The organism is Halorubrum sp. CSM-61, assembly GCF_003781945.1.
Classification (GTDB): domain Archaea; phylum Halobacteriota; class Halobacteria; order Halobacteriales; family Haloferacaceae; genus Halorubrum.
On sequence record NZ_RJJW01000002.1, the window covers coordinates 1 to 18,656 of the forward strand.

The window sequence follows — 18,656 nt, forward strand, 5'->3', positions numbered from 1 at the left end:
GGGGGGSCCCCCGVGCCCGCCTCTGCACGGCTCGCGCGTGGGCTGCCGCCGCCGTGCGGAGTCCGCCGCTCGCGGACTCGAACGGTGTGGGCGGTCTCGGTCGCGTCGTCGACGACGAGCGCCTCGCCAGTCCCGCCCGGGAGACGGGAGGCGAGGTCGCCGGCGAGGTAGGTCGCCTCCGCCTCGGCGAGCCGGTCGAGGTCGCGCTCGGCGGTGAGTCGGTGAGCGACGATGAGATCCGACTGCGAGACGGCGACGCTCGGCAGCGCGCCGGGGCGCTGCGTCGCACAGACGAGCGAGACGCCGGGCGCGCGGCCGCGGGTCAAAAGCGTCCGGAGCGCGGGGTCGGCGACCCCGCCGAAGAAGGCGTGCGCCTCGTCGACGAGCAGCCACGGGAGCCGGCCGAGGTCGCCGTCGATCCGAGCGTCGTAGAGCCCGCGAGCGACCGCCCTGACGACCGCGGCCGCGGCCGCCTCCGGGGCGCCGGCGAGGTCGAGCACGGTCGGGTCCCCGTCGCCGACGAGTCGGACGATCGGCGGCGCGTCCGCGTCGAACACGTCCCACGACTCGGCGAGCCGCAGGTGGTTCGCGGCCGCACGGCGGTCCGCCGCGGGCGCGTCCGCGTCGTCGACGCGATCGCGAAGCGCCGCGATCGAGAGCGACGGTTCGCCGGACCCCTCCGAGCCGTCTCCGGTAGCGTTGCCGGCGGCGTCGAGGGCGTCGGCGACGACCCGCCACAGCAGGCTCCCCGGGCCGCTCGACGGATCGAGGCCGAGCAGATCCGGCCACGCCTCAGGTGGGATCGCAGCCGGACGGACCCGCGGTTCGACCACCTCGCCGCCGGCCGCCCGGAGCCCGCCGAAGACGCCCATGGGATCGATCACGACCGGCGCGACGCCGCGCAACGCGGCGAGCCCCTCCGCGAGGACGCCGAGCGTGTACGACTTCCCGGTGCCGCGCTTGCCGAAGACGACGCCGGCGTGCGGGCCGTCGGCGTCCACGCCGACCGGGGCGCCGGCGCTGCCGTCGCGCGCGAGAAACGATCCGAGCCGGACGGTCGGGAGCCGTTCTCCGTCCGTCCCGTCACTCGCGCCGGTAGAGGCGGTCCCATCAGGGGCGTCCCCGTCGTCCGAACCGGAGTCGCGTCCGAGCACGTGCATAGCCGCGGTGGCCGCGGTATCGCACAAAAAGGTCGGGACCGGACGCCTACCGATCCGTCCGACCCTTTATCAGTGATACCGCGGCCACCGACGGTATGTCGCACTCGAAACGGGACGGACGCACCGCGAACGACCGATCGTTTCGCTCTGACCGTCGGGCCATCGAGGGCCTGCCGGTCAGGCTGGTGATCGCCCTCGTCGTCGGCGTCGCGAGCCTCAGCGTGATGATGGGGATGATCGGCGACATCGAGGGACTGTCGGCGACGGAGCTGGACGCGCAGCCGCAGCCGGAGGTGACGACGCCGGGCGACCAATCGATCGAGGTCGCCGTCCTCGATCCGGACGGGTCTCGGGTCGCGGACGCGACGGTGATCGTGCGAAGCGGATCGGCGCAGATAGACGGCGTGGCCACCGGAACGACGAACTCCGACGGGGTCGCGACGATCGACGTCGACCCGGAGCTCGGACCGAACCAGCCGGACGGCACGCTCACCGTCGAGGTGAAACCGCCGGCGGAAGGGGACTACGTCGACGAGCGCGGGAACACCGAGGTGCTGGTGGTCGCGGAGTGACCAGAGCTGGTGGTCGCGGAGTGATCAGAGTCGGTCGTCCCAGTCGATCCAGTCCTGCTCCCAGCCGTGGCGCGCGAAGTGGCCCTGCTCGGCGCGCTCGGCGTCCTCGCGGCGCGTGCGGTTCCGCTCGACGCCGCGCTGCTCGCCGTCGACGAGCATCGGCTGGAGCCGCGCCGGGCCGCCCGTCTCCACCGTCCGGAACCCTTTCGGTGCGTCATCGTCGTCCGCCGTGCCGCCGGACGCCGCTCCCTCCGGATCGGGTTCGATCGCGGCGATCGTCTGGACCGCGGTCCCGCGGGGGTAGACGATCCGACCCCTCTCGGCCAGCTGGTCGCGGAGCGCGCGCGGCGGCTCGACGACCCCGGCTTCGAGGAGGATCCGGTCGTACGGGGCGTACTCGGGGAGTCCGTTCGCACCGTCGCGCCGGTCGACGAGGACGGCGCCGTATCCGGCGGTCGAGAGGTTCGAACGGGCGATCGCGACCGCCTCGCGGTCGATGTCGACCGCGTGGACGCGCTTCGCGCCCGCGATCTCGGCGAGCAGCGCGACCGAGTAGCCGACGCCCGCGCCCACGACGAGCACCTCGTCGCCCTCGGCGGCGTCGAGCGCGGAGATCAGTCGCACGACGGTCGAAAGCTCGAGCGACCGGTCTCCGTTCCCGCCGCCCCCGCCTCCCGGGCTTGTCTCGTCCCCGGTCGTCGAGGCGTCGTCGACGAACGGGTCCCGGGAGACCCGCTGGAGCGCCGCCAGCACGGGCTCGTCCAGCGTCTCGCCGATCTGGTGTTCGAGCCCCTCGATCATGTCGGCCCGAAGCGACGCCTCGTCCATGGCCCGACTCGGTGCTCGGTCCTCTAAAACCGCTCGCTCGGCGCCGTGTCGCTTGCCACCACGCGCCTCACTGCATCGGGACGAACCGGACGCCGCCGTGGTCCTCGCGGTCGACGCCCTCATCGCCGATCGTCAGTCTGACGAGCCGCTGTGCGCCGGCGCGGCCGACCGGGGCGACGATCCGGCCGCCGGTCCGCACGCGGTCGACGATCTGGTCGGGAACGCCCCCCGTCGGTGCGCAGGTCAGATACGCCGCGTCGAACGGGGGCTCGTCCGGGAACGCCGTCCGCCCGTCGCCGGCACGGACGGTCACGTCGTACCCAAGTCGTCGGAGCCGCTCGCGGGCCGTCTCGGCCAGCTCCGGGACGTACTCGACGCTGTAGACGTTTCCCGGCCCGACGACTTCGGCGATGACAGCGGCGTGGTAGCCGCAGCCCGTGCCGACCTCGAACACCCGGTCGCCGGGTCCGACGTCGAGCAGATCGGTCATGACCGCGACCATGTGGGGCGCGCTGATCGTCTGGTCGTGGCCGATCGGAAGCGGCCGGTCCGCGTAGGCGCGCGACCGGTCGCGCTCGGGGACGAACGCGTGTCGCGGCACCGACTCGATCGCGGCGAGCGTCCGCTCGTCGACGTCGAGCCGACGGCGGAGCCCGGCGACGAGCGCGCGGCGCGCCGCGTCGTAGTCGGCGTCGTCCATGGGTCGATGTAGCACGCGACGCGTGGAGAAAGTGTCGGGGGAGGGGAGAAAGCGGGAGGCGGGGACAGACCGGTCCTACGCCACGTCGATCCGGTGGCCGCCGTCTGCCTCGTCGGCGGCCTTCGGAAGCGTGACCGTGAGCACGCCGTGGCGGTACGTCGCGCTCGCGTCCTCGTCGACGACGTGTCCCGGAAGGTCGACGGACCGGGTGATCGACTCGTGGCGTCGCTCGCGTCGGAGGTATCGTCGGTCCGCGTCCTCGCTCTCCGCGGCCTCTCGCTCCGCGTCGCGCTCGGCGGTGATCGTGAGCCGCCCGTCCGTCGCGCGCACGTCGATGTCCTCGCGGTCGTATCCCGGGAGGTCGGCCATGACGACGAACTCGTCGTCGTACTCGGCCACGTCGATGTCGGTGGTCCGGAGGTCACGTCCCCACGCGCGGTCGCCGCCGAAGGAGGTGCGGCCGAGGAACTGCTCGATCTCGTCGAAGGGGTTGGTTCTGTTCATAATTGCTCACCCTATAGACGAACTCTGTGGTATTAAAGACGACAGGATAAGTGATAGCTCGCGTCAGCCGGCTCGGAGGGCGCGAAACGACGGCGACGAGAGAATCCGATCGCGGGCCGATCAGTTCACGTCGATGCTGTGGCCGGCGGAGTCCGACGGCGATCGCTTGGGGAGGGTGACGGTGAGCACGCCGTCGTCGTACGAGGCCGTCGTCCCGTCGCGGTCGACCGGCTCGGGGAGGGATATCCGTCGCGACACCGCTCGACGGCGGCGCTCGCGGCGGTGGTAGCGAACGTCCCCGTCGCTTGCTGCGTCACCCTCGGTCGCGTCGCTCTCGCCGACGGTCGCCTCCGCGTCTCGCGTCTCCTCGCGGGTGGCCGCGATCGAGAGGGCGTCGTCGTGGAGCTCCACCTCGATCTCGTCAGTGTCGAAGCCGGGGAGGTCGGCGCGCACGGTGATCTCCTCGTCGTCCTCGATCACGTCGACGGCGACGTCGCGGCCGGCCGGGTATCCGGGGACGCCGGGTCCCGGGGCGTCGAGCGTGCCGCCGAGCTCCTCGAACTCCCGCCCCATTCGTTCGATCAGGTCCTCTATCTCGGTGAACGGATCGCGTCGCGTCATACAGGTCAGGATTCGGGACGGAGAGACTTGAACGTACGGGCGGGAGTCGAAGGCACGCGTCGAACGCGCGGAAACGGGCGGCGGCGGACCGCGAGGCGCCGGGCCCTTAGAGGAACGGCCGCCAGTAGTAGGGGCTGACGAATCCCTCGATGAGCGCGGCGACAGCGATCAACGCGCCGACCCCCATCAGCACCCAGAAGCCGTTCTCAAGCGCGTCGGCGAACGCCTCGCGGGACAGGCGGCCGCGGAACGCCCGCCACGAGACGATCCCGAGGTGGATCCCCAGCGCGCCGGAGACGAACAGCGCGGGGATCTCGAGGATCCCGTGGGGGACGACGAACGCGAGCAGCGCGGCGAGGTTCTCCTCTAACGCCGCGGTGGCGCCGAGCGCGAGCCCGTTGAACGCGATCGACGAGAGCGCGGGGACCACGAGCGCGACGCCGCCGAAGGAGGTCGCGATCGCGACCGACCAGTTGTTTCCGAAGAAGTTGAGCGCGGCCGCCGGCGGGAGATGGCCGACCAGCCGCGCCTCGATCGACGTGGTGACCGCGCCGACGAACGGATCGACGGCGAGCCAGCCGAGCGCGCCGAATCCGACGCCGACGAGGATGGTGATCGCGTGTAGCCCCGGCGTTCGTCTGACGAATCCGGTCATCTCACGCCAGCCGCGGCGGACGCCGCCAACGAACTGGTCGCGGAGGCGGGCGTCGACCGGCTCAACCGGGGCGACCGCGCCGCGGTGGTCGCCGTACAGGACGGTCTTGAGCAGGTCGAGCGCGGGGGCGACGACGACCGCGCTGACGAGCGCGACGACGGCTCCGCCCCCGAGGAACGCGAGCGCGGACGCCGCCGAGGAGATCGCCACGAGCACGCCGACGGCGACGACGAGGTACGCGAGGGCGTCGACGGGGTTCGACCGGATGAATCCGCCCGCGCCCTTGACGGCGCCGACCACGCCGGCCTCGTCGATGACGACCGCGGCCGGCGCGAAGGCGAACACCGCGCGGACGAGGAGCAGGACGACCAGCCCGACCAAGAGCGCGACCAGCGCGACCAGCGCGCCGAGGAAGGGATTGACGAGGAACGCCCCGGCGATCGCGAGTCCGGCGAGCAGTGACACCCCCACCCACAGCAGGAGCTCGGCGACGTAGAGGCCGAGGAACGTGAGCCAGCGTCCGCGCACGCCGGCGATCCCGGCGGTGAGCCCGCGGCCGCCGCGGACGCGTCCCGCGACCGCCGACATCTGCCCGGCGGAGACCGCGGCGTACGTGAGGATCGCCAACAGGAGGGTCGCGAGCGCGCCGACGGTCACGAGGAGGATCGCGGTCGGCGACGCGAGGGGTTCGAGCGCCGGGGCGACGCTCTCGGCCCAGGCCTGGACGGCCTCTGGGTCCTGCGCGTCGGGCGGCGTCAGATCTAGCTCGGCGAGCGCCCGGCGCGCGTCGTCGAGCCGACCGGTCAGCTCGTAGTGGAGGTACGTCCCGGCGAGGGCGACGAAGAGGCCCATCCGGGCGACGACGGGGACCGACATGCCGAGGAAATAAAACGGGAGCAGGTCGGCGGGGCGCCGTCGGAGGGTCGAGGCGGTGGCGGAGACCGCGGATGACAGATCCATGCGAACCGGTTCGGCCGTCCGGTACTTAAGAAACCCGAGCGATTCGGTCGGTCACTCCGAGGCGCGGTCCGGCGGATCGTCCGGCGCTGGGCCGTCCGCCGACGACCCGTCGCCGGCGTCGCCGCTCCCGCGCTCTGCCATCATCTCCGCGGCGCGATCGGCCCACTCGGAGTACCGGAAGCCGGCGACGACGACGAGCGCCATCCACGCGTACGCGAGGAACACGCCGACATACGCCCCCTGCGGGCCGAACCCGGCCGTGCGCCCGAGCAGCCACGATGCCCCGAGGAAGAGGCCGAACATCCCGGAGACGCGGGCGACGAGCGGGATCCGCGTCTCGCTCGCCCCCTGTAGCGCTCCGGAGAGCGCGGAGAAGCAGACCAAGGCGGTGCCGGCGAGCCCGTAGACGCGGGCGAAGTCGATCGCGTACCCAATCGTGGGGCCGTCGTCGGTGAACAGCGGGACGAGCCGGGGTGCGAGCGCGACGAGGGCGAGCCCGATCGCCCCGACAGTGAGCGCGCCCAGCCCGGCGACGGCCCACCCGTTGAACCGCGCCTCGCTCGGGTCGCCAGCGCCGAGCGACTGCCCGACCAGCACCGAAGCGGCGACGTTGTACCCGCGAGAGAGCGGCCCGGTCACCTGCTGGTACACCCGCCGTCCGATCTGGAACCCGGCGTTGACCGACTCGCCGAAGCCCAAGAGAAGCGCGTTGAAGGGGAACTCGGCGATCTCCGAGCCGAACCCCTCCAGCACGCGGGGGGCGCTCACCCGGAGGAGCTGGCTCGCGATCGTGAGGTCCCGGGGACGCGCGAACGACGCCTCGGTCCACGGACCGCGGATGGCGAGACAGAGGAGCCCGGCCGTGAGCACGTTGGCGCCGGCGGTCGCGAGGCCGACGCCGACGACCTCCAGCCGCGGGAGGCCGAACAGCCCCAACCCGAGGGCGACCGACCCGGCGATGTTGACGGAGTTGGCGGCGACGTTGACGTACATCGGGGTTCGGGTGTCGCCGGTTCCCTGCAGCGCGCGGGCGGCGACCAGGGCGACGTGGCGCGCGGGGGCCGTCGCGAAGACGATCCCGAGGTACGTCGAGCCGAGGGAGACGACTTCCGGCGAGGTCCGCTCGCCCACGAGCCGCCCGAACACGTCGATCGCCTGCTCGCCGAAGAGGAGCCCGAAGAGCGCGAAGGGGATCCCCGCGAGCGCGCCGACGAGGATGGCCTGCGTCACCGCCTCGTCGCGGGTGTCGGTCGCGCCGGCGCCGGTGTCCTGCGAGGAGAGCGCGATCGCCCCGCCGCCGAGCCCGAGCCCGATCCGGAGGGGAAACCGGGCGTAGAGGTCGGCGAGGCCGATCGCGACCACGGCCGCCGGCGAGAACAGCGCGGTGACGAGGACGTCGGTCGTCCGCATCGCGGTGCGGAACGTCTGTTCCGCCATGACCGGCCACGCGAGCGAGAACACGCGCGTCCAGACGCGCCGCAGCCGCGGGAGGTCCATGTGTCACCGCGGAGGGACGGCCGGGGTTTTTACGTGTCGGAGCCGGCGGCCCCCGCCGATACGGCTCGCTCGCCGAAAGCGGCTCGCTCTCCGCTCCGAGACGCCGCGCCGCCAGAACGTTGAAGCGTGTGAACGACACACATGGAACATGGACGTCTTCGTGTACGGAACGCTCACCGAGCCGGAGCGGGTCGCCGAGGTGCTCGACTCGTACGTGTACGTCGGGCCGGCGACGCTGTTCGGACTCCGTCTCGTCGAAGGGCGATATCCGACGCTCGCGCCCGGCGGCGAGACGGCTGGGCGGCTCCTCCGCACCGAGGAGCTGGAGACCCTCGACGAGTACGAGTGCGTCGGAGAGGGTCTCTACCGTCGGATATCGGTTCCGCTCGACGCGTCCGATGGGCATCCCGAGGAGGCGGCGGTGTACGTCGGCGACCCGGATCGGCTCGACGCGGACGCGACGTGGCCGGGCGAGGTGGACGGCGAAGCGGGAGCGGCGGAGAGCGACGGCGGCGAGGGTTACCGCGAAGGTGGCCAGGGCGGCCGCGAAAGTCTCGGGTTCGCCGAGCGGGTCGATCGCTACCTAAAACGAGAGGACGTCCGGGTCCGTCTGACCCCCTGAGATCCCGTCTGACGGAGGTATGACGGCGCCGCAGTCGTGCGGTTTCACTTTCACTCCGCTAGCCCTACCTTTTTGTATTCGGCACGTTTCGTTCTACTTGCACGTCACACGCGTGCATTCCCCCTTTCACAAACGGCGAGCCTTTGGCTCGGTCACGGACGGCGAGCCCGCGGATCGGCCTCCGCGCGGTCTCGGCTCGCCCCGTTCGTGCGTTCGGCGGCGAGACGGAACGGACCGGAACCGATTAGCGCCCGGCGTAGCGATACCCGCGCATGATCAGCCTCTCCGACGTTCGCGAGGCGCGCGAGCGCGTCGGCGACGCCGCCCGCCACACCCCCTTAGAGCGGTCGCGGACCTTCTCCGAGATGAGCGGCGCGGACGTCCACCTCAAGCTGGAGAACTTCCAGCGCACCGGCGCGTTCAAGATCCGCGGGGCGATGAACCGGATCGCGACGCTCTCCGAGAGCGAGCGCGAGGCCGGCGTGGTCACCGCGAGCGCGGGCAACCACGCACAGGGCGTCGCCCTCGCGGCCGACCGCGCGGGCGTCGACGCCACCGTCGTGATGCCGAAGTTCGCGCCCGTCTCCAAGGTGAAGGCCACCCGCGGGTACGGCGCCAGCGTCCGTCTGGAGGGCGTCGACTACGACGAGGCGCAGGCGTACGCTCACGAGCTGGAACGCGAGGAGGGCCGGACCTACGTCCACGCGTTCGACGACCCCCTGGTGATGGCCGGGCAGGGGACGCTCGGCTTGGAGATCGTCGACGACTGCCCCGATCTCGACACGGTCGTCGTCCCGATCGGCGGCGGCGGGCTCATCTCGGGCGTCGCGGTCGCGATCAAAGAACAGCTCCCGGACGTGCGGGTCGTCGGGGTGCAGGCCGAGGGCGCGGCCTCGGCCGGCGAGTCGCTGAAGAAGGGCGAGGTCCACGAGATCGACAGCGTCGACACGATCGCCGACGGGATCGCCACCCGGTCGATCGGCCAGCAGACCCTCGAAGTCATGGCGGAGTACGTCGACGAGGTCGTCACGGTCGACGACCGCGAGATCGCCTTAGCGCTCACGCTCCTCTTGGAGCGGTCGAAGACCCTCGTGGAGGGGGCCGGCGCGGTCGCGCTCGCGGCCGTCCTTTCGCAGGCGTTCGAGTACGACGACGAGGAGACGATCGTCGCCGCGCTCTGCGGCGGCAACATCGACCTCAACCGCCTCGGCACCGTGATCCGGCGCGGACTGGTCCAGATGGGCCGGTACCTCAAGATCACGATCGACCTGAAGGACCGCCCGGGGGAGCTGGAGCGGGTCTCCAGCATCGTCGCGCGCACCGGCGCGAACGTGTACGCGGTCCACCACGACCGGACTTCGCGGGACGTGGCCGTCAACGCCGCGGAACTGGAACTGGAACTGGAGACCGACGACGCCGAGCACGCCGCCGACATCGTCGATGCCCTCGAAGCCGACGGGTACGTGGTCGAGATCCTCTCGTGAACTCCGACGACTACTTATAAACATATGTGCGGTGGCGCGTGCCTCTGAGCGCCCCTCTGGGCGCGAGGAGCACGCGCGAGGGACGCCGCGAGCGCTTTTAAGCGCGAGCGGCGAGGCTGGGGAGGTGTGAGGTGCTGTGCGGCGCGGTCGGGGTGGGACTCAAAGGGGCAGCCGGCGAGGGCGACGCTCGACGACGTAAGCACCGCAACGAGGGAGCGAACAGCGTGAGCGACCGAGTGAGGAGCACAGCGAGTCGCGCGAGTCGTCGCCGGTGGGGCTTTGGAGGTGTTCACCGCGTGGTTGACGACGTGTGAACAGTTGACAGCAGCCACTTATAAGCGAGCGGCTGGGGCTTTGGAGGTGTTCACCGCGTGGTTGACGACGTGTGAACAGTTGACAGCAGCCACTTATAAGCGAGCGGCTGGGGCTTTGGACGTGTTCACCGCAACATCGGCGATCACTTATAAACAGCCGAGCGCAAAATCACCCGCCTATCGACGCTAAAGCCGCTACTCGTCGTCGAAGTCCTCCTCGCTGGCCGGGGTCGTACAGACCGGGCAGCCGGTGGCGAGGATCGTCTCCCGCATCTCGTCGTTGACCTCGATGGTCTGCATGCAGTCCGAGCAGGTGAATTGAACGGTGGGCAACGCTTTCCCTCTGGTTGTCGGGGACGGCGTCGGCCGATATAAATGACCGGCTTCCGTGTCGGGACCTGAAAATCCCGCGTCGGGATCGAGAGGAACCGCGGCGCTCGCGTCCGAGAGCTCCCAGACCGACCCGTCTCTCAGTCCGTCCGCGGGACCGCGTACGCCCCCAGCGCGAGGAACGCGACGGCGAGGCCCGACAGCACCGCCAGATCGCCGACCCACGGCCCCGGCTCGTAGACGATCGCTCGCGTCCCCCGCGCGAAGTACGTCAGCGGCGAGGCGGCGACGGCCGGCAGGAACCACTCCGGCAGCATCTCGGGCGAGACGAACGTCTCGGAGAGGAACAGCAGGGGGAGCGCGACCGTGTTGCTTGCCGCGATCACGCCGTCCTGCGAGTCCGAGAGCGCGCCGAGTAACGCGCCGAGCCCGCAAAAGAGCGCGACAGCGACCGCGACGAAGACGGGGAGCGCCGCGAGCGCGGGCGATATCACGAGCTCCGCGTCAGTCACGACCACGACGAGCCCGAGGATGAGCAGGCTCGCCGCGCCGATGATCGCGACGTTGACCAGCGTGTGTGCCAGCAGCCACTCGGCGCGCGAGAGCGGGGTCGTCGCCAGCTTCTCGAACCGACCCCCGTCGCGGTGGCGAGCGATCTCGGAGCCGACGCGCGACAGCGGCGTAAAGAGCACGACGACCGCGAGGTAGCCGGGGACGTAGTAGCCGGCCGGCTCCGCGAACAGCCCGCCGCCGGTCGGTTGCGTCTGAACCAGCGCGCCGAAGATCACGACGAGGATCACGGGGAAGAAGAAGGTGAAGAACACCGCCGTCCGCCGGCGGAGGAACGACCGCGACGCCGCGCTCGCCTCGGTCGCGATCCGCCCGAACCGGCTCATCGGTCGCCCCCGTCGGGGCTCTCCTCATCGACCGCCCCCGACCGCGGCGAATACTCTTCGCCCGTGAGCCGGAGGTACACGTCCTCGAGCGAGGGCTCGGACCACGCGAGCGACTCGAAGGCGATCCCGGCCGCCTCCAGCGCGTCGACCGCGTCGCCGATCCCCTCGGGTCGGACGCCCGCGATCCGGAGGCCCGCGCGGGTGGACTCGACTGCAGACGAGGACGCGCCCGCGACCCCCTCTGAGATCGTCCCCCGAAGCGCCTCCCGAACCGCCTCGGCGTCCGCCTCGGACGCGGGCCCGTCGAGCGTGACGTCCAAGCTCGGCTCGCCCCCGTGCTCGGCGACCAGCTCGTCGGGGGCGCCGACCGCGACGACCGCGCCGTCCCGGAGGAGCGCGACGCGGTCGGCCAGCCGCTCGACCTCGTCCATCGCGTGGCTCGTGAGGAAGACGGTGGTCCCGTCGTCGGCGAGCCGCTCGATCAGCCGGTGGATCGACCGCCGGCCGGCCGGGTCGATCCCCGTGGTCGGCTCGTCCAAAAAAAGGAGATCGGGGTCGTTGACGACCGCGGTGGCGACGCAGGTCCGGCGCTTCTGTCCGCCCGAGAGCGTCTCGTACCACGCGTCGGCGTCGTCGGCCATCCCCACGTCCCGGAGGACGGAGTCGGTGTCGCGCGCCGCGTCGTACAGCCCGCCGTAGTAGTCGACCAGCTCGGAGGCCGTGAGCCGCTCCGGCGGGTCGAACGACTGCGGGAGCAGCCCGATGCGCTGCGGGGCGACCTCTCGCGGCGGGGCGCCGAACACCCGCAGGTCGCCCTCGGCCTCGGTCGTCCCCGTCAGCGCGCGGACCAAGGTCGTCTTCCCCGCGCCGTTGGGACCGATGAGCCCGAACACCTCGCCGGGCTCGACCCGGAGGTCGACGCCGTCGAGCGCGACGACCTCGCCGTACGTCTTGCGGACGCCCTCGCCGACGACGACCGGGGAGGAGTCGGTGGCGGCGTCGGAACCGGCGGCGTCGGCGTCGCGGTCCGGGTCCCCGTCCTCGGCCGCGGACGTCGACGCGGCCGCACTCTCGTTCATGTGAACGCGTCGGGATGCCGCGCGCGTAAGGGTTGCTCTTCCGAGCGGGGCGGGTCGACGAGAGAAGCCGGGGCGTAGGGCCGCGATCGCCCCGGTCCGTTACGCATAAGCGACGGCGAGCCGACCCACGGCGTATGCACTACCACGAGGCGGCGGCGTTCCTCTTCGACCTCCGCCGCTTCTCGGTGAAGCCGGGGACCGAGCGCGTGGCGGCCCTCCTCGACCATCTCGGGAACCCGGAAGAAGACGTGTCGTTCGTGCAGGTCGCCGGCTCGAACGGGAAGGGGAGCACCGCGCGCATGACCGAGTCGGTCCTGCGCGAGGCCGGGCTCTCGGTCGGCCTCTACACATCCCCGCACCTCTCCGCGCTCGCCGAGCGGATCCGGGTCGACGGGCTGGCGATGACCGAGGCGGCGATCGCCGACTTCGTCGAAGAAGCGAAACCGTGGCTCGTCGAGCGCGCCGCGGCCGGCGAACCGCTCACCTTCTTCGAGGTCGTGACGGCGATGGCGATCCACGACTTCGCGCGCCGCGAGGTCGACGTGGCGGTCTTGGAGGTCGGGCTCGGCGGCGAGTACGACGCCACCAGCGCGGTCGACCCCGTCGCGACCGCGGTCACCAACGTCTCGCTCGAACACACCGCGGTCCTCGGCGACACGATCGCGGAGATCGCCCGCACCAAAGCGCGGATCGCCGGCGCGGGCGCGCCCCTCGTCACCGCCTGCGAGGGCGAGGCGCTCTCGGTCGTCCGCGAGGTCGCCGACGACGCGGGCGCCCCGGTCGCGACGGTCGCGAGGGCGGGCGAGGGCGGGGACGCGGACGGGAACGACGAGGCCGACCCCGCCCTCTCCGTCGCCTACGAGGGGCGCGTGAGCCCGACCGACGCCGAGGTGACGCTGTCCGGCGAGGTGACCGGGACCTACCGGATCCCCCTCGTCGGCGGCCATCAGGCGACGAACGCGGGGATCGCGGTCGCGCTCGCCCGGCGCACCGTGGCCGCCCTCGGGGGCAGATCCGGCGGTTCCTCCCCCGCCCTCCCCGACGCCGCGGTCCGCGACGGCCTCGCGCGGGCGACGTGGCCCGGCCGGTTCGAGGTCGTCGACACCGCCCCGCTGACGGTGCTCGACGGCGCGCACAACCCGGCCGCCTGCCGGACCCTCGCGGGGACCCTCGCCGAGTACGACTACGACGACCTCCACCTCGTGTACGGCGCGATGCACGACAAGGACCACGCGAGCGCCGCGAGCGCGCTCCCCGACGCCGCCTCGGCGGTCACCTGTCGCCCCGACCTCGACCGCGCGGAGGACCCCGAGGTGTTGGCCGCCGCGCTCCGGACCGCCGGCGTCGACGGCGTGACCGCCGGCGGCGACGTGGCCGCCGCCCTCGAGACCGCGGTCGAGCGCGCCGGCCCCGACGACTGCGTGCTGCTCGTCGGCTCGCTGTTCGCGGTCGCGGAGGCGCGCGCGGCGCGCATGCGGACCGTGACGCCGCGGTCGGTCGGGGGAGGGAACGACCCGGCCGCGAAGGCGGCCCGCGCGCTCGACGCCGGGGGAGTGCCGCCGGACGAGATCGAATCCGGCGCGAACCGACGGCGACGCGACGGGATCGACCACCGCGTCCTCTCCCTCCGGCTCCGCGGCGACCGGGCGGAGCGGATCGCCGCCGCCCTCCGCGGAGTCGGCGGCGCCGCCGCGATCGGCGGGCTCGGCGCCGGCGAGGGGCGCGTTCCGGGCGGCGAGCGCGTGCCGGTCACGCTCGCGGGGACGGTGGCCGAGTACCGCGAGCTGCTCGACCGGCTCCGCGAGCGCGAGGGGGAGGGGTTCGACGGGATCGCGGACGACATCGCCGACCGGCTCGGGATCGGCGGTTCCGACGGCGGCGCTGTCGGCGACGACGACTCCGACGCCGACGATTCCGCCCCCGACGACTACCCCTGGACCGACGGCACCGCGGTCATGGGCGTGCTCAACGTCACGCCCGACTCGTTCCACGACGGGGGACGACACGCCGGTCTCGACGACGCGGTCGCGGGCGTCGAGCGGATGGTCGAGGCGGGCGTCGACGTCGTCGACGTGGGCGGCGAGTCGACGCGACCGGGCGCCGAGCCCGTCCCGGTCGACGAGGAGATCGACCGGGTGGTTCCGACCATCGATGCGATCCGGTCGGTGCCGGCGGTCGCCGACGGCGACGTGCTGGTCTCGGTCGACACGCGGAAGCCGGCGGTCGCGGCGGCGGCGCTGGAGGCGGGCGCCGACGTCATCAACGACGTGACCGGGCTGGCGGACCCGGAGATGCGCGAGGTCGTCGCCGACGCCGGCTGCCCGGTCGTGGTGATGCACAGCCTCGACGCCCCGGTCGACCCAACGAACGACCCCGAGTACGACGACGCCGTCGACGACGTGATCGCGGCGCTCCGCGAGCGGCTCGCGCTGGCCGAGACCGCCGGGATCGACCGCGAGAAGGTGATCGTCGACCCGGGGATCGGCTTCGGCAAGTCGGCCGCCGAGGCGTTCGAACTGATCGACCGCGCCGGGGAGTTCGACGCGCTCGACTGCCCGGTGCTGATCGGGCACTCCCACAAGTCGATGTACGGCGCGGTCGACCGAGGGCCGGAGGACCGCGAGCACGCCACCGTCGCCGCGACCGCGCTCGCCGCCGATCGGGGGGCGGACATCGTCCGAGTCCACGACGTCGCCGAGAACCGCGCCGCGGTCGACGTCGCGGCCGCGGTGAACGGGTCCCTGCGCGGGGGCGGGGAGCGAGGGGTCAGGGAGGGCCCCGAAGACGACGCCGAGGGGAACGGCCCCGCGGAATGACGGCAGCGTTTTGCGTCGCGGACCCCTCTCGCCGGTATGGCCCGGCGTCTGCTGCTCGGCTGTAGCGCGGTCGGGAACACGCTCGTCGAGCGCACCCGCGAGGAGCGCGGCGAGCTCGTCGCGATCACCGACGACACCGGGTGGGTCTCGACCCTGCGCGACCGCAACGTCGCCACCGTGGAGGCCGATCCGACCGACCCCGCGACGTACCCCGACAGCGCCGCTGTCGTGCTGGTCGCGAGCGACGACCCAGCGCGGAACGTCGCCGCCGCGGAGGCCGCGCGGCGCCGCTACCCGGACGCGATGATCGTCGCGCACGTCGGCACGAACCCGACCGCGGCCCAGCAGGAGGCGCTGGAGGCGGTCGCCGACCGCGTCGTCGACCCCGTCGAGGCCGTCGTCTCCCGGGTCCGCGAGGCGACCGGCGTCGACGCCGACGAGGAGCCGGTCCGGCTGCTGCGAGCGCTCCGGAACCTCTCCGGCCCCCTCCTCGTCGTCGCGCACGACAACCCCGACCCCGACGCCATCGCGAGCGCGATCGGGCTGGCGCGGGTCGCCGAAGAGGTCGGCGTCCCCGCCGACGCCTGTTACGGCGGCGAGATCGCCCATCAGGAGAACCGCGCGATGGTGAACCTGCTGGACCTCTCGTTGCGGACCTTCGACGACATCGACCTCGACGACTACGACGGGGTCGCCCTGGTCGACCACTCCCGCGCCGGGATCAACGACAGCCTTCCCGAGGGGTATCCGGTCACTATCGTCGTCGACCACCACCCGCCGCGGGGGCCCGTCGCCGGGGAGTTCGTCGACATCCGGCCGGACGCGGGCGCGACGAGCACGCTGATCGAGGAGTACCTCTCGCGGCTCGGGGTCGAGCCGGACCGGGGGCTCGCGACCGCGCTGTTGTACGGGATCCGGATCGACACGAAGGACTTCACGCGGTCGACCTCGATCCCGGACTTCGAGGCGGCCGCGTCGCTGTCGACCTACGCCGACGAGTCGACGCTCGAGCGCGTCGAGAGCCCGAGCGTGAGCCCGGAGACGCTCCGCGTGCTCGCGCGCGCCATCGAGGGACGCGACGTCCGCGGCTCGACCGTCGCCTCCTGCGTCGGCGAGATCGCCGACCGGGACGCCCTCGCGCAGGCGGCCGATCGTCTCCTCGATCTGGAGGGGATCGCGGTGACGTTCGTGTTCGGCTACACGGACGGAGTGATCTACGGGTCCGCGCGGGCGCGCAGCGCGGACCTCGACGTTGGGGAACTGCTCCGCGACGCGCTCGATCCGGTGGGCTCCGCCGGCGGCCACGCGACCATGGCCGGCGCGCAGGTCCCGCTCGGCATCCTCCAAGAGGTCTCGGACGAGGAGTCGCTCGAAGACGTCGTCGAGGCGTTCGTCGCCGGGCGCTTCTTCGAGGCGCTCGACGACGCCCCCTCGCCGCCGACGGGCGGGCTGCCGGAGTTCCCGACCGACTGAGTCGGTGCGTCTCGGACGCGGATCCCGGTTTGCCGCCGCCAGCGTCCGAGGGCGCAACCTACATACTTCGCGACGGCGAAGCGGTATCCATGACCGACGACACCGTCGAACACCGCCGACTGATGATCGCCGGCACGGGAATCGCGGGGCTCTCCGCCGCGATCTACGCCGCGCGGTCGAACAACGACCCCCTGCTCATCGAGGGCGACGAGCCGGGCGGCCAGCTCACGCTCACCACCGACGTGGAGAACTACCCCGGCTTCCCCGAGGGGATCTCCGGGCCGGAGCTGATCAACGACATGAAAGCGCAGGCGACGAAGTTCGGCGCCGAGACCCGAAACGGGGTCATCGTCGACGTCACCAAAGAGCCCGCGGGCCACTTCCGCGTCGAGCTCTCCGACGGCGACGTCTACACCGCCGACGCCTTCATCGCCGCCTCGGGCGCCAGCGCCCGCACCCTCGGCGTCCCCGGCGAGGACGAGCTGATGGGGTACGGGCTCTCGACCTGTGCGACCTGCGACGGCGCGTTCTTCCGCGACGAGGACATGCTCGTCGTCGGCGGCGGCGACGCCGCGATGGAGGAGGCGAACTTCCTGACGAAGTTCGCGGACACCGTCTACGTCGCCCACCGGCGCGAGGAGTTCCGCGCCGAGGACGTCTGGATCGAGCGCACGATGGAGAAGGTCGAGGACGGCGAGATCGAGCTCCTCTTGAACACCGAGCTCACCGAGATCCACGGCACCCCCGAGGACGGGATCGACCGCGTGACCCTCGTCGAGCACCCGGACGGCCACCCGAAGGAGAAACTGGAGGACCCCGCCACCGCCGACGAGGTCGACGAGTACGACTTCGACGTGGGCGCCGTCTTCTTCGCCATCGGCCACACCCCGAACACGGACTTCCTGGAGGGGACCGGGATCGAGACCGACGAGGACGGCTACCTGATCACCGAGGGCGGCCGCGGCGGGAACCAGACCGCGACCGGCGTCGAGGGCCTCTTCGGCGCGGGCGACGTGGTCGACTTCCACTACCAGCAGGCGGCCACGGCCAGCGGGATGGGCGTGCAGGCCGCGCTCGACGTCGACGCGTACCTCACCGAACGCGAGCGCGCCGGCGAGCTGTACGAGCCGACCGCCGACGCCGCGGCCGCGGACGACTGAGCGACACCGGTAGCGACTCTTTATAAACAGATTCTGCCGTCGGCGCGCGCCTCCGAGCGCCCTGATAAGGGCGCGAGGAGCGCCGCGCGAGGGACGCCGCGAGCGAAGCGAGCGGCGAGGCTGGGGAGGTATGAGGCTGCGGTTGCTGTGCGGTGCGGGGTGGGACTCAAAGGGGCAGCCGGCGAGGCGGGCGCAGGCGACGCAAGCACTGCAAGGAGCGAGCACCGCGAGCGACTGAAGCGCGCAGCGAGCGTGCGCCCGCCTCACCGGTTGGGGCTTTGGAGGTGTTCACCGCAGTGTCACCGGAGTCCTTTTATAAGCGATCGGCGAAAAACCGATTCAAACCGACGGATTCCTACTCTGCGTCGCGATCCACCACGACCGTCCGCCCGGTGAGTCGCTCGGGCTCGAACCGGTACAGCTCGATGTCGAGGTCCGCCTTCCCTTCCGCCCAGATCTCGAACAGGGGGCGTTGGGCCTCGCCGTACTGCGCGATCGTCTCGGGCGTGAGATCGTCGAGTTCGACCCGGCGGAGGGTGCCGACGCCGACGACGCTCGCGTACTCCTCGCGGTCACCCTCGCCGCCCTCCTCGTACACCACGATCCGGGCCTGCGGGTCGGACGCGAGGAACTCCCGCTTCTCGCTGTCGGGCGTCGACACGAGCCGAAGGAAGGCGGTCCGCGACTCCTCGTCGAACCCGTACGAGATGGGGATCGCGTACGGGGTCTCGTCTCGCGCGAGGGACAGCACTCCGGTCTCGTGCCGGGACAGGAGCGCGTCGACCTCCGCGTCGGACATCTCGACCTCGCTTCTCGTCGCCATACGCTATCTCTCTGGGTACGAGGGGATAAAGGACACGAGACCGGGCGAGACGGAGCCGGCGGCCGTTGGCGGCCGTCGACGGAGGGAGGGGCCGCGGAACCGGTCCGCGGCTGCGGGGGGGATCTGCGGTGGGGCGGGATCCGCGGCGGCGGGGACCCGCGA

General features: G+C 72.1%; 17 protein-coding genes. 6 read left to right on the plus strand and 11 right to left on the minus strand.

Annotation, left to right across the window (positions count from 1 at the left end):
• Positions 1-1,160 (minus strand): ATP-binding protein (locus EDM04_RS03195; RefSeq protein ID WP_164471076.1); only part of this gene is annotated, 1,160 nt, incomplete at its 3' end.
• Positions 1,161-1,255: 95 nt separating this feature from the next.
• Here EDM04_RS03195 and EDM04_RS03200 point away from each other — a divergent pair.
• The gene (locus tag EDM04_RS03200) at positions 1,256-1,732 is read left to right on the plus strand and encodes a carboxypeptidase regulatory-like domain-containing protein (protein WP_123619717.1); all 477 of its coding nucleotides are present in this window, start codon (positions 1,256-1,258) and stop codon (positions 1,730-1,732) included.
• A gap of 24 nt (positions 1,733-1,756) precedes the next feature.
• Here EDM04_RS03200 and EDM04_RS03205 read toward each other — a convergent pair whose 3' ends face one another.
• From EDM04_RS03205 to EDM04_RS03230, 6 genes are all read right to left on the minus strand, one after another.
• Positions 1,757-2,560 carry a protein-L-isoaspartate O-methyltransferase gene (locus EDM04_RS03205; protein WP_123619718.1) on the minus strand — a complete coding sequence of 268 codons (804 nt, stop codon included), beginning with the start codon at positions 2,558-2,560 and terminating at the stop codon, positions 1,757-1,759.
• A 67-nt stretch (positions 2,561-2,627) separates the two neighbouring features.
• Positions 2,628-3,260 (minus strand): protein-L-isoaspartate(D-aspartate) O-methyltransferase, encoded by a 633-nt coding sequence (locus EDM04_RS03210; RefSeq protein WP_123619719.1) that lies wholly within the window; start codon positions 3,258-3,260, stop codon positions 2,628-2,630.
• A gap of 75 nt (positions 3,261-3,335) precedes the next feature.
• Positions 3,336-3,764 carry an Hsp20/alpha crystallin family protein gene (locus EDM04_RS03215; RefSeq protein ID WP_123619720.1) on the minus strand — a complete coding sequence of 143 codons (429 nt, stop codon included), beginning with the start codon at positions 3,762-3,764 and terminating at the stop codon, positions 3,336-3,338.
• A 120-nt stretch (positions 3,765-3,884) separates the two neighbouring features.
• Entirely contained in the window at positions 3,885-4,385 is a 501-nt protein-coding gene (locus EDM04_RS03220) for an Hsp20/alpha crystallin family protein (RefSeq protein WP_123619721.1), read from the minus strand.
• Between the two features lie 106 nt (positions 4,386-4,491).
• A complete protein-coding gene (locus EDM04_RS03225; protein WP_123619722.1) occupies positions 4,492-6,000 on the minus strand; it encodes a stage II sporulation protein M in 1,509 nt (502 codons plus the stop codon).
• A gap of 51 nt (positions 6,001-6,051) precedes the next feature.
• Entirely contained in the window at positions 6,052-7,497 is a 1,446-nt protein-coding gene (locus tag EDM04_RS03230) for an MATE family efflux transporter (RefSeq protein ID WP_123619723.1), read from the minus strand.
• Between the two features lie 148 nt (positions 7,498-7,645).
• Between EDM04_RS03230 and EDM04_RS03235 the strand changes: the two genes are divergently transcribed.
• Positions 7,646-8,119, plus strand: coding sequence for a gamma-glutamylcyclotransferase family protein (locus tag EDM04_RS03235; RefSeq protein WP_123619724.1), 474 nt, complete (start codon positions 7,646-7,648; stop codon positions 8,117-8,119).
• 272 nt (positions 8,120-8,391) lie between these two features.
• On the plus strand, positions 8,392-9,603 hold the full coding sequence (gene ilvA / locus EDM04_RS03240; RefSeq protein ID WP_123619725.1) for a threonine ammonia-lyase: 1,212 nt from the start codon (positions 8,392-8,394) through the stop codon (positions 9,601-9,603).
• 509 nt (positions 9,604-10,112) lie between these two features.
• Here the strand turns inward: ilvA and EDM04_RS18670 are convergent.
• The 3 genes from EDM04_RS18670 to EDM04_RS03260 form a co-directional block, all read right to left on the minus strand.
• Positions 10,113-10,217, minus strand: coding sequence for a zinc ribbon domain-containing protein (locus tag EDM04_RS18670; protein WP_394338974.1), 105 nt, complete (start codon positions 10,215-10,217; stop codon positions 10,113-10,115).
• Positions 10,218-10,387: 170 nt separating this feature from the next.
• Positions 10,388-11,143, minus strand: a complete 756-nt coding sequence (locus EDM04_RS03255) for an ABC transporter permease (protein ID WP_123619728.1) — start codon at positions 11,141-11,143, stop codon at positions 10,388-10,390.
• The gene (locus EDM04_RS03260; RefSeq protein ID WP_123619729.1) at positions 11,140-12,222 is read right to left on the minus strand and encodes an ABC transporter ATP-binding protein; all 1,083 of its coding nucleotides are present in this window, start codon (positions 12,220-12,222) and stop codon (positions 11,140-11,142) included. Before EDM04_RS03260 ends, EDM04_RS03255 begins: the two co-directional genes overlap by 4 nt.
• 134 nt (positions 12,223-12,356) lie before the next feature.
• Here EDM04_RS03260 and folP point away from each other — a divergent pair, with 134 nt between their 5' ends.
• From folP to EDM04_RS03275, 3 genes are all read left to right on the plus strand, one after another.
• Positions 12,357-15,038, plus strand: a complete 2,682-nt coding sequence (gene folP / locus EDM04_RS03265) for a dihydropteroate synthase (RefSeq protein WP_123619730.1) — start codon at positions 12,357-12,359, stop codon at positions 15,036-15,038.
• Positions 15,039-15,074: 36 nt separating this feature from the next.
• Positions 15,075-16,511, plus strand: coding sequence for a bifunctional oligoribonuclease/PAP phosphatase NrnA (locus tag EDM04_RS03270; protein ID WP_123619731.1), 1,437 nt, complete (start codon positions 15,075-15,077; stop codon positions 16,509-16,511).
• An 89-nt stretch (positions 16,512-16,600) separates the two neighbouring features.
• Positions 16,601-17,671, plus strand: a complete 1,071-nt coding sequence (locus EDM04_RS03275; protein WP_123619732.1) for an NAD(P)/FAD-dependent oxidoreductase — start codon at positions 16,601-16,603, stop codon at positions 17,669-17,671.
• Positions 17,672-18,026: 355 nt separating this feature from the next.
• On the opposite strand, the gene EDM04_RS03280 is transcribed toward EDM04_RS03275, so the two are convergent.
• Positions 18,027-18,494, minus strand: coding sequence for a pyridoxamine 5'-phosphate oxidase family protein (locus tag EDM04_RS03280; RefSeq protein WP_123619733.1), 468 nt, complete (start codon positions 18,492-18,494; stop codon positions 18,027-18,029).
• Positions 18,495-18,656: the final 162 nt, after the last annotated feature.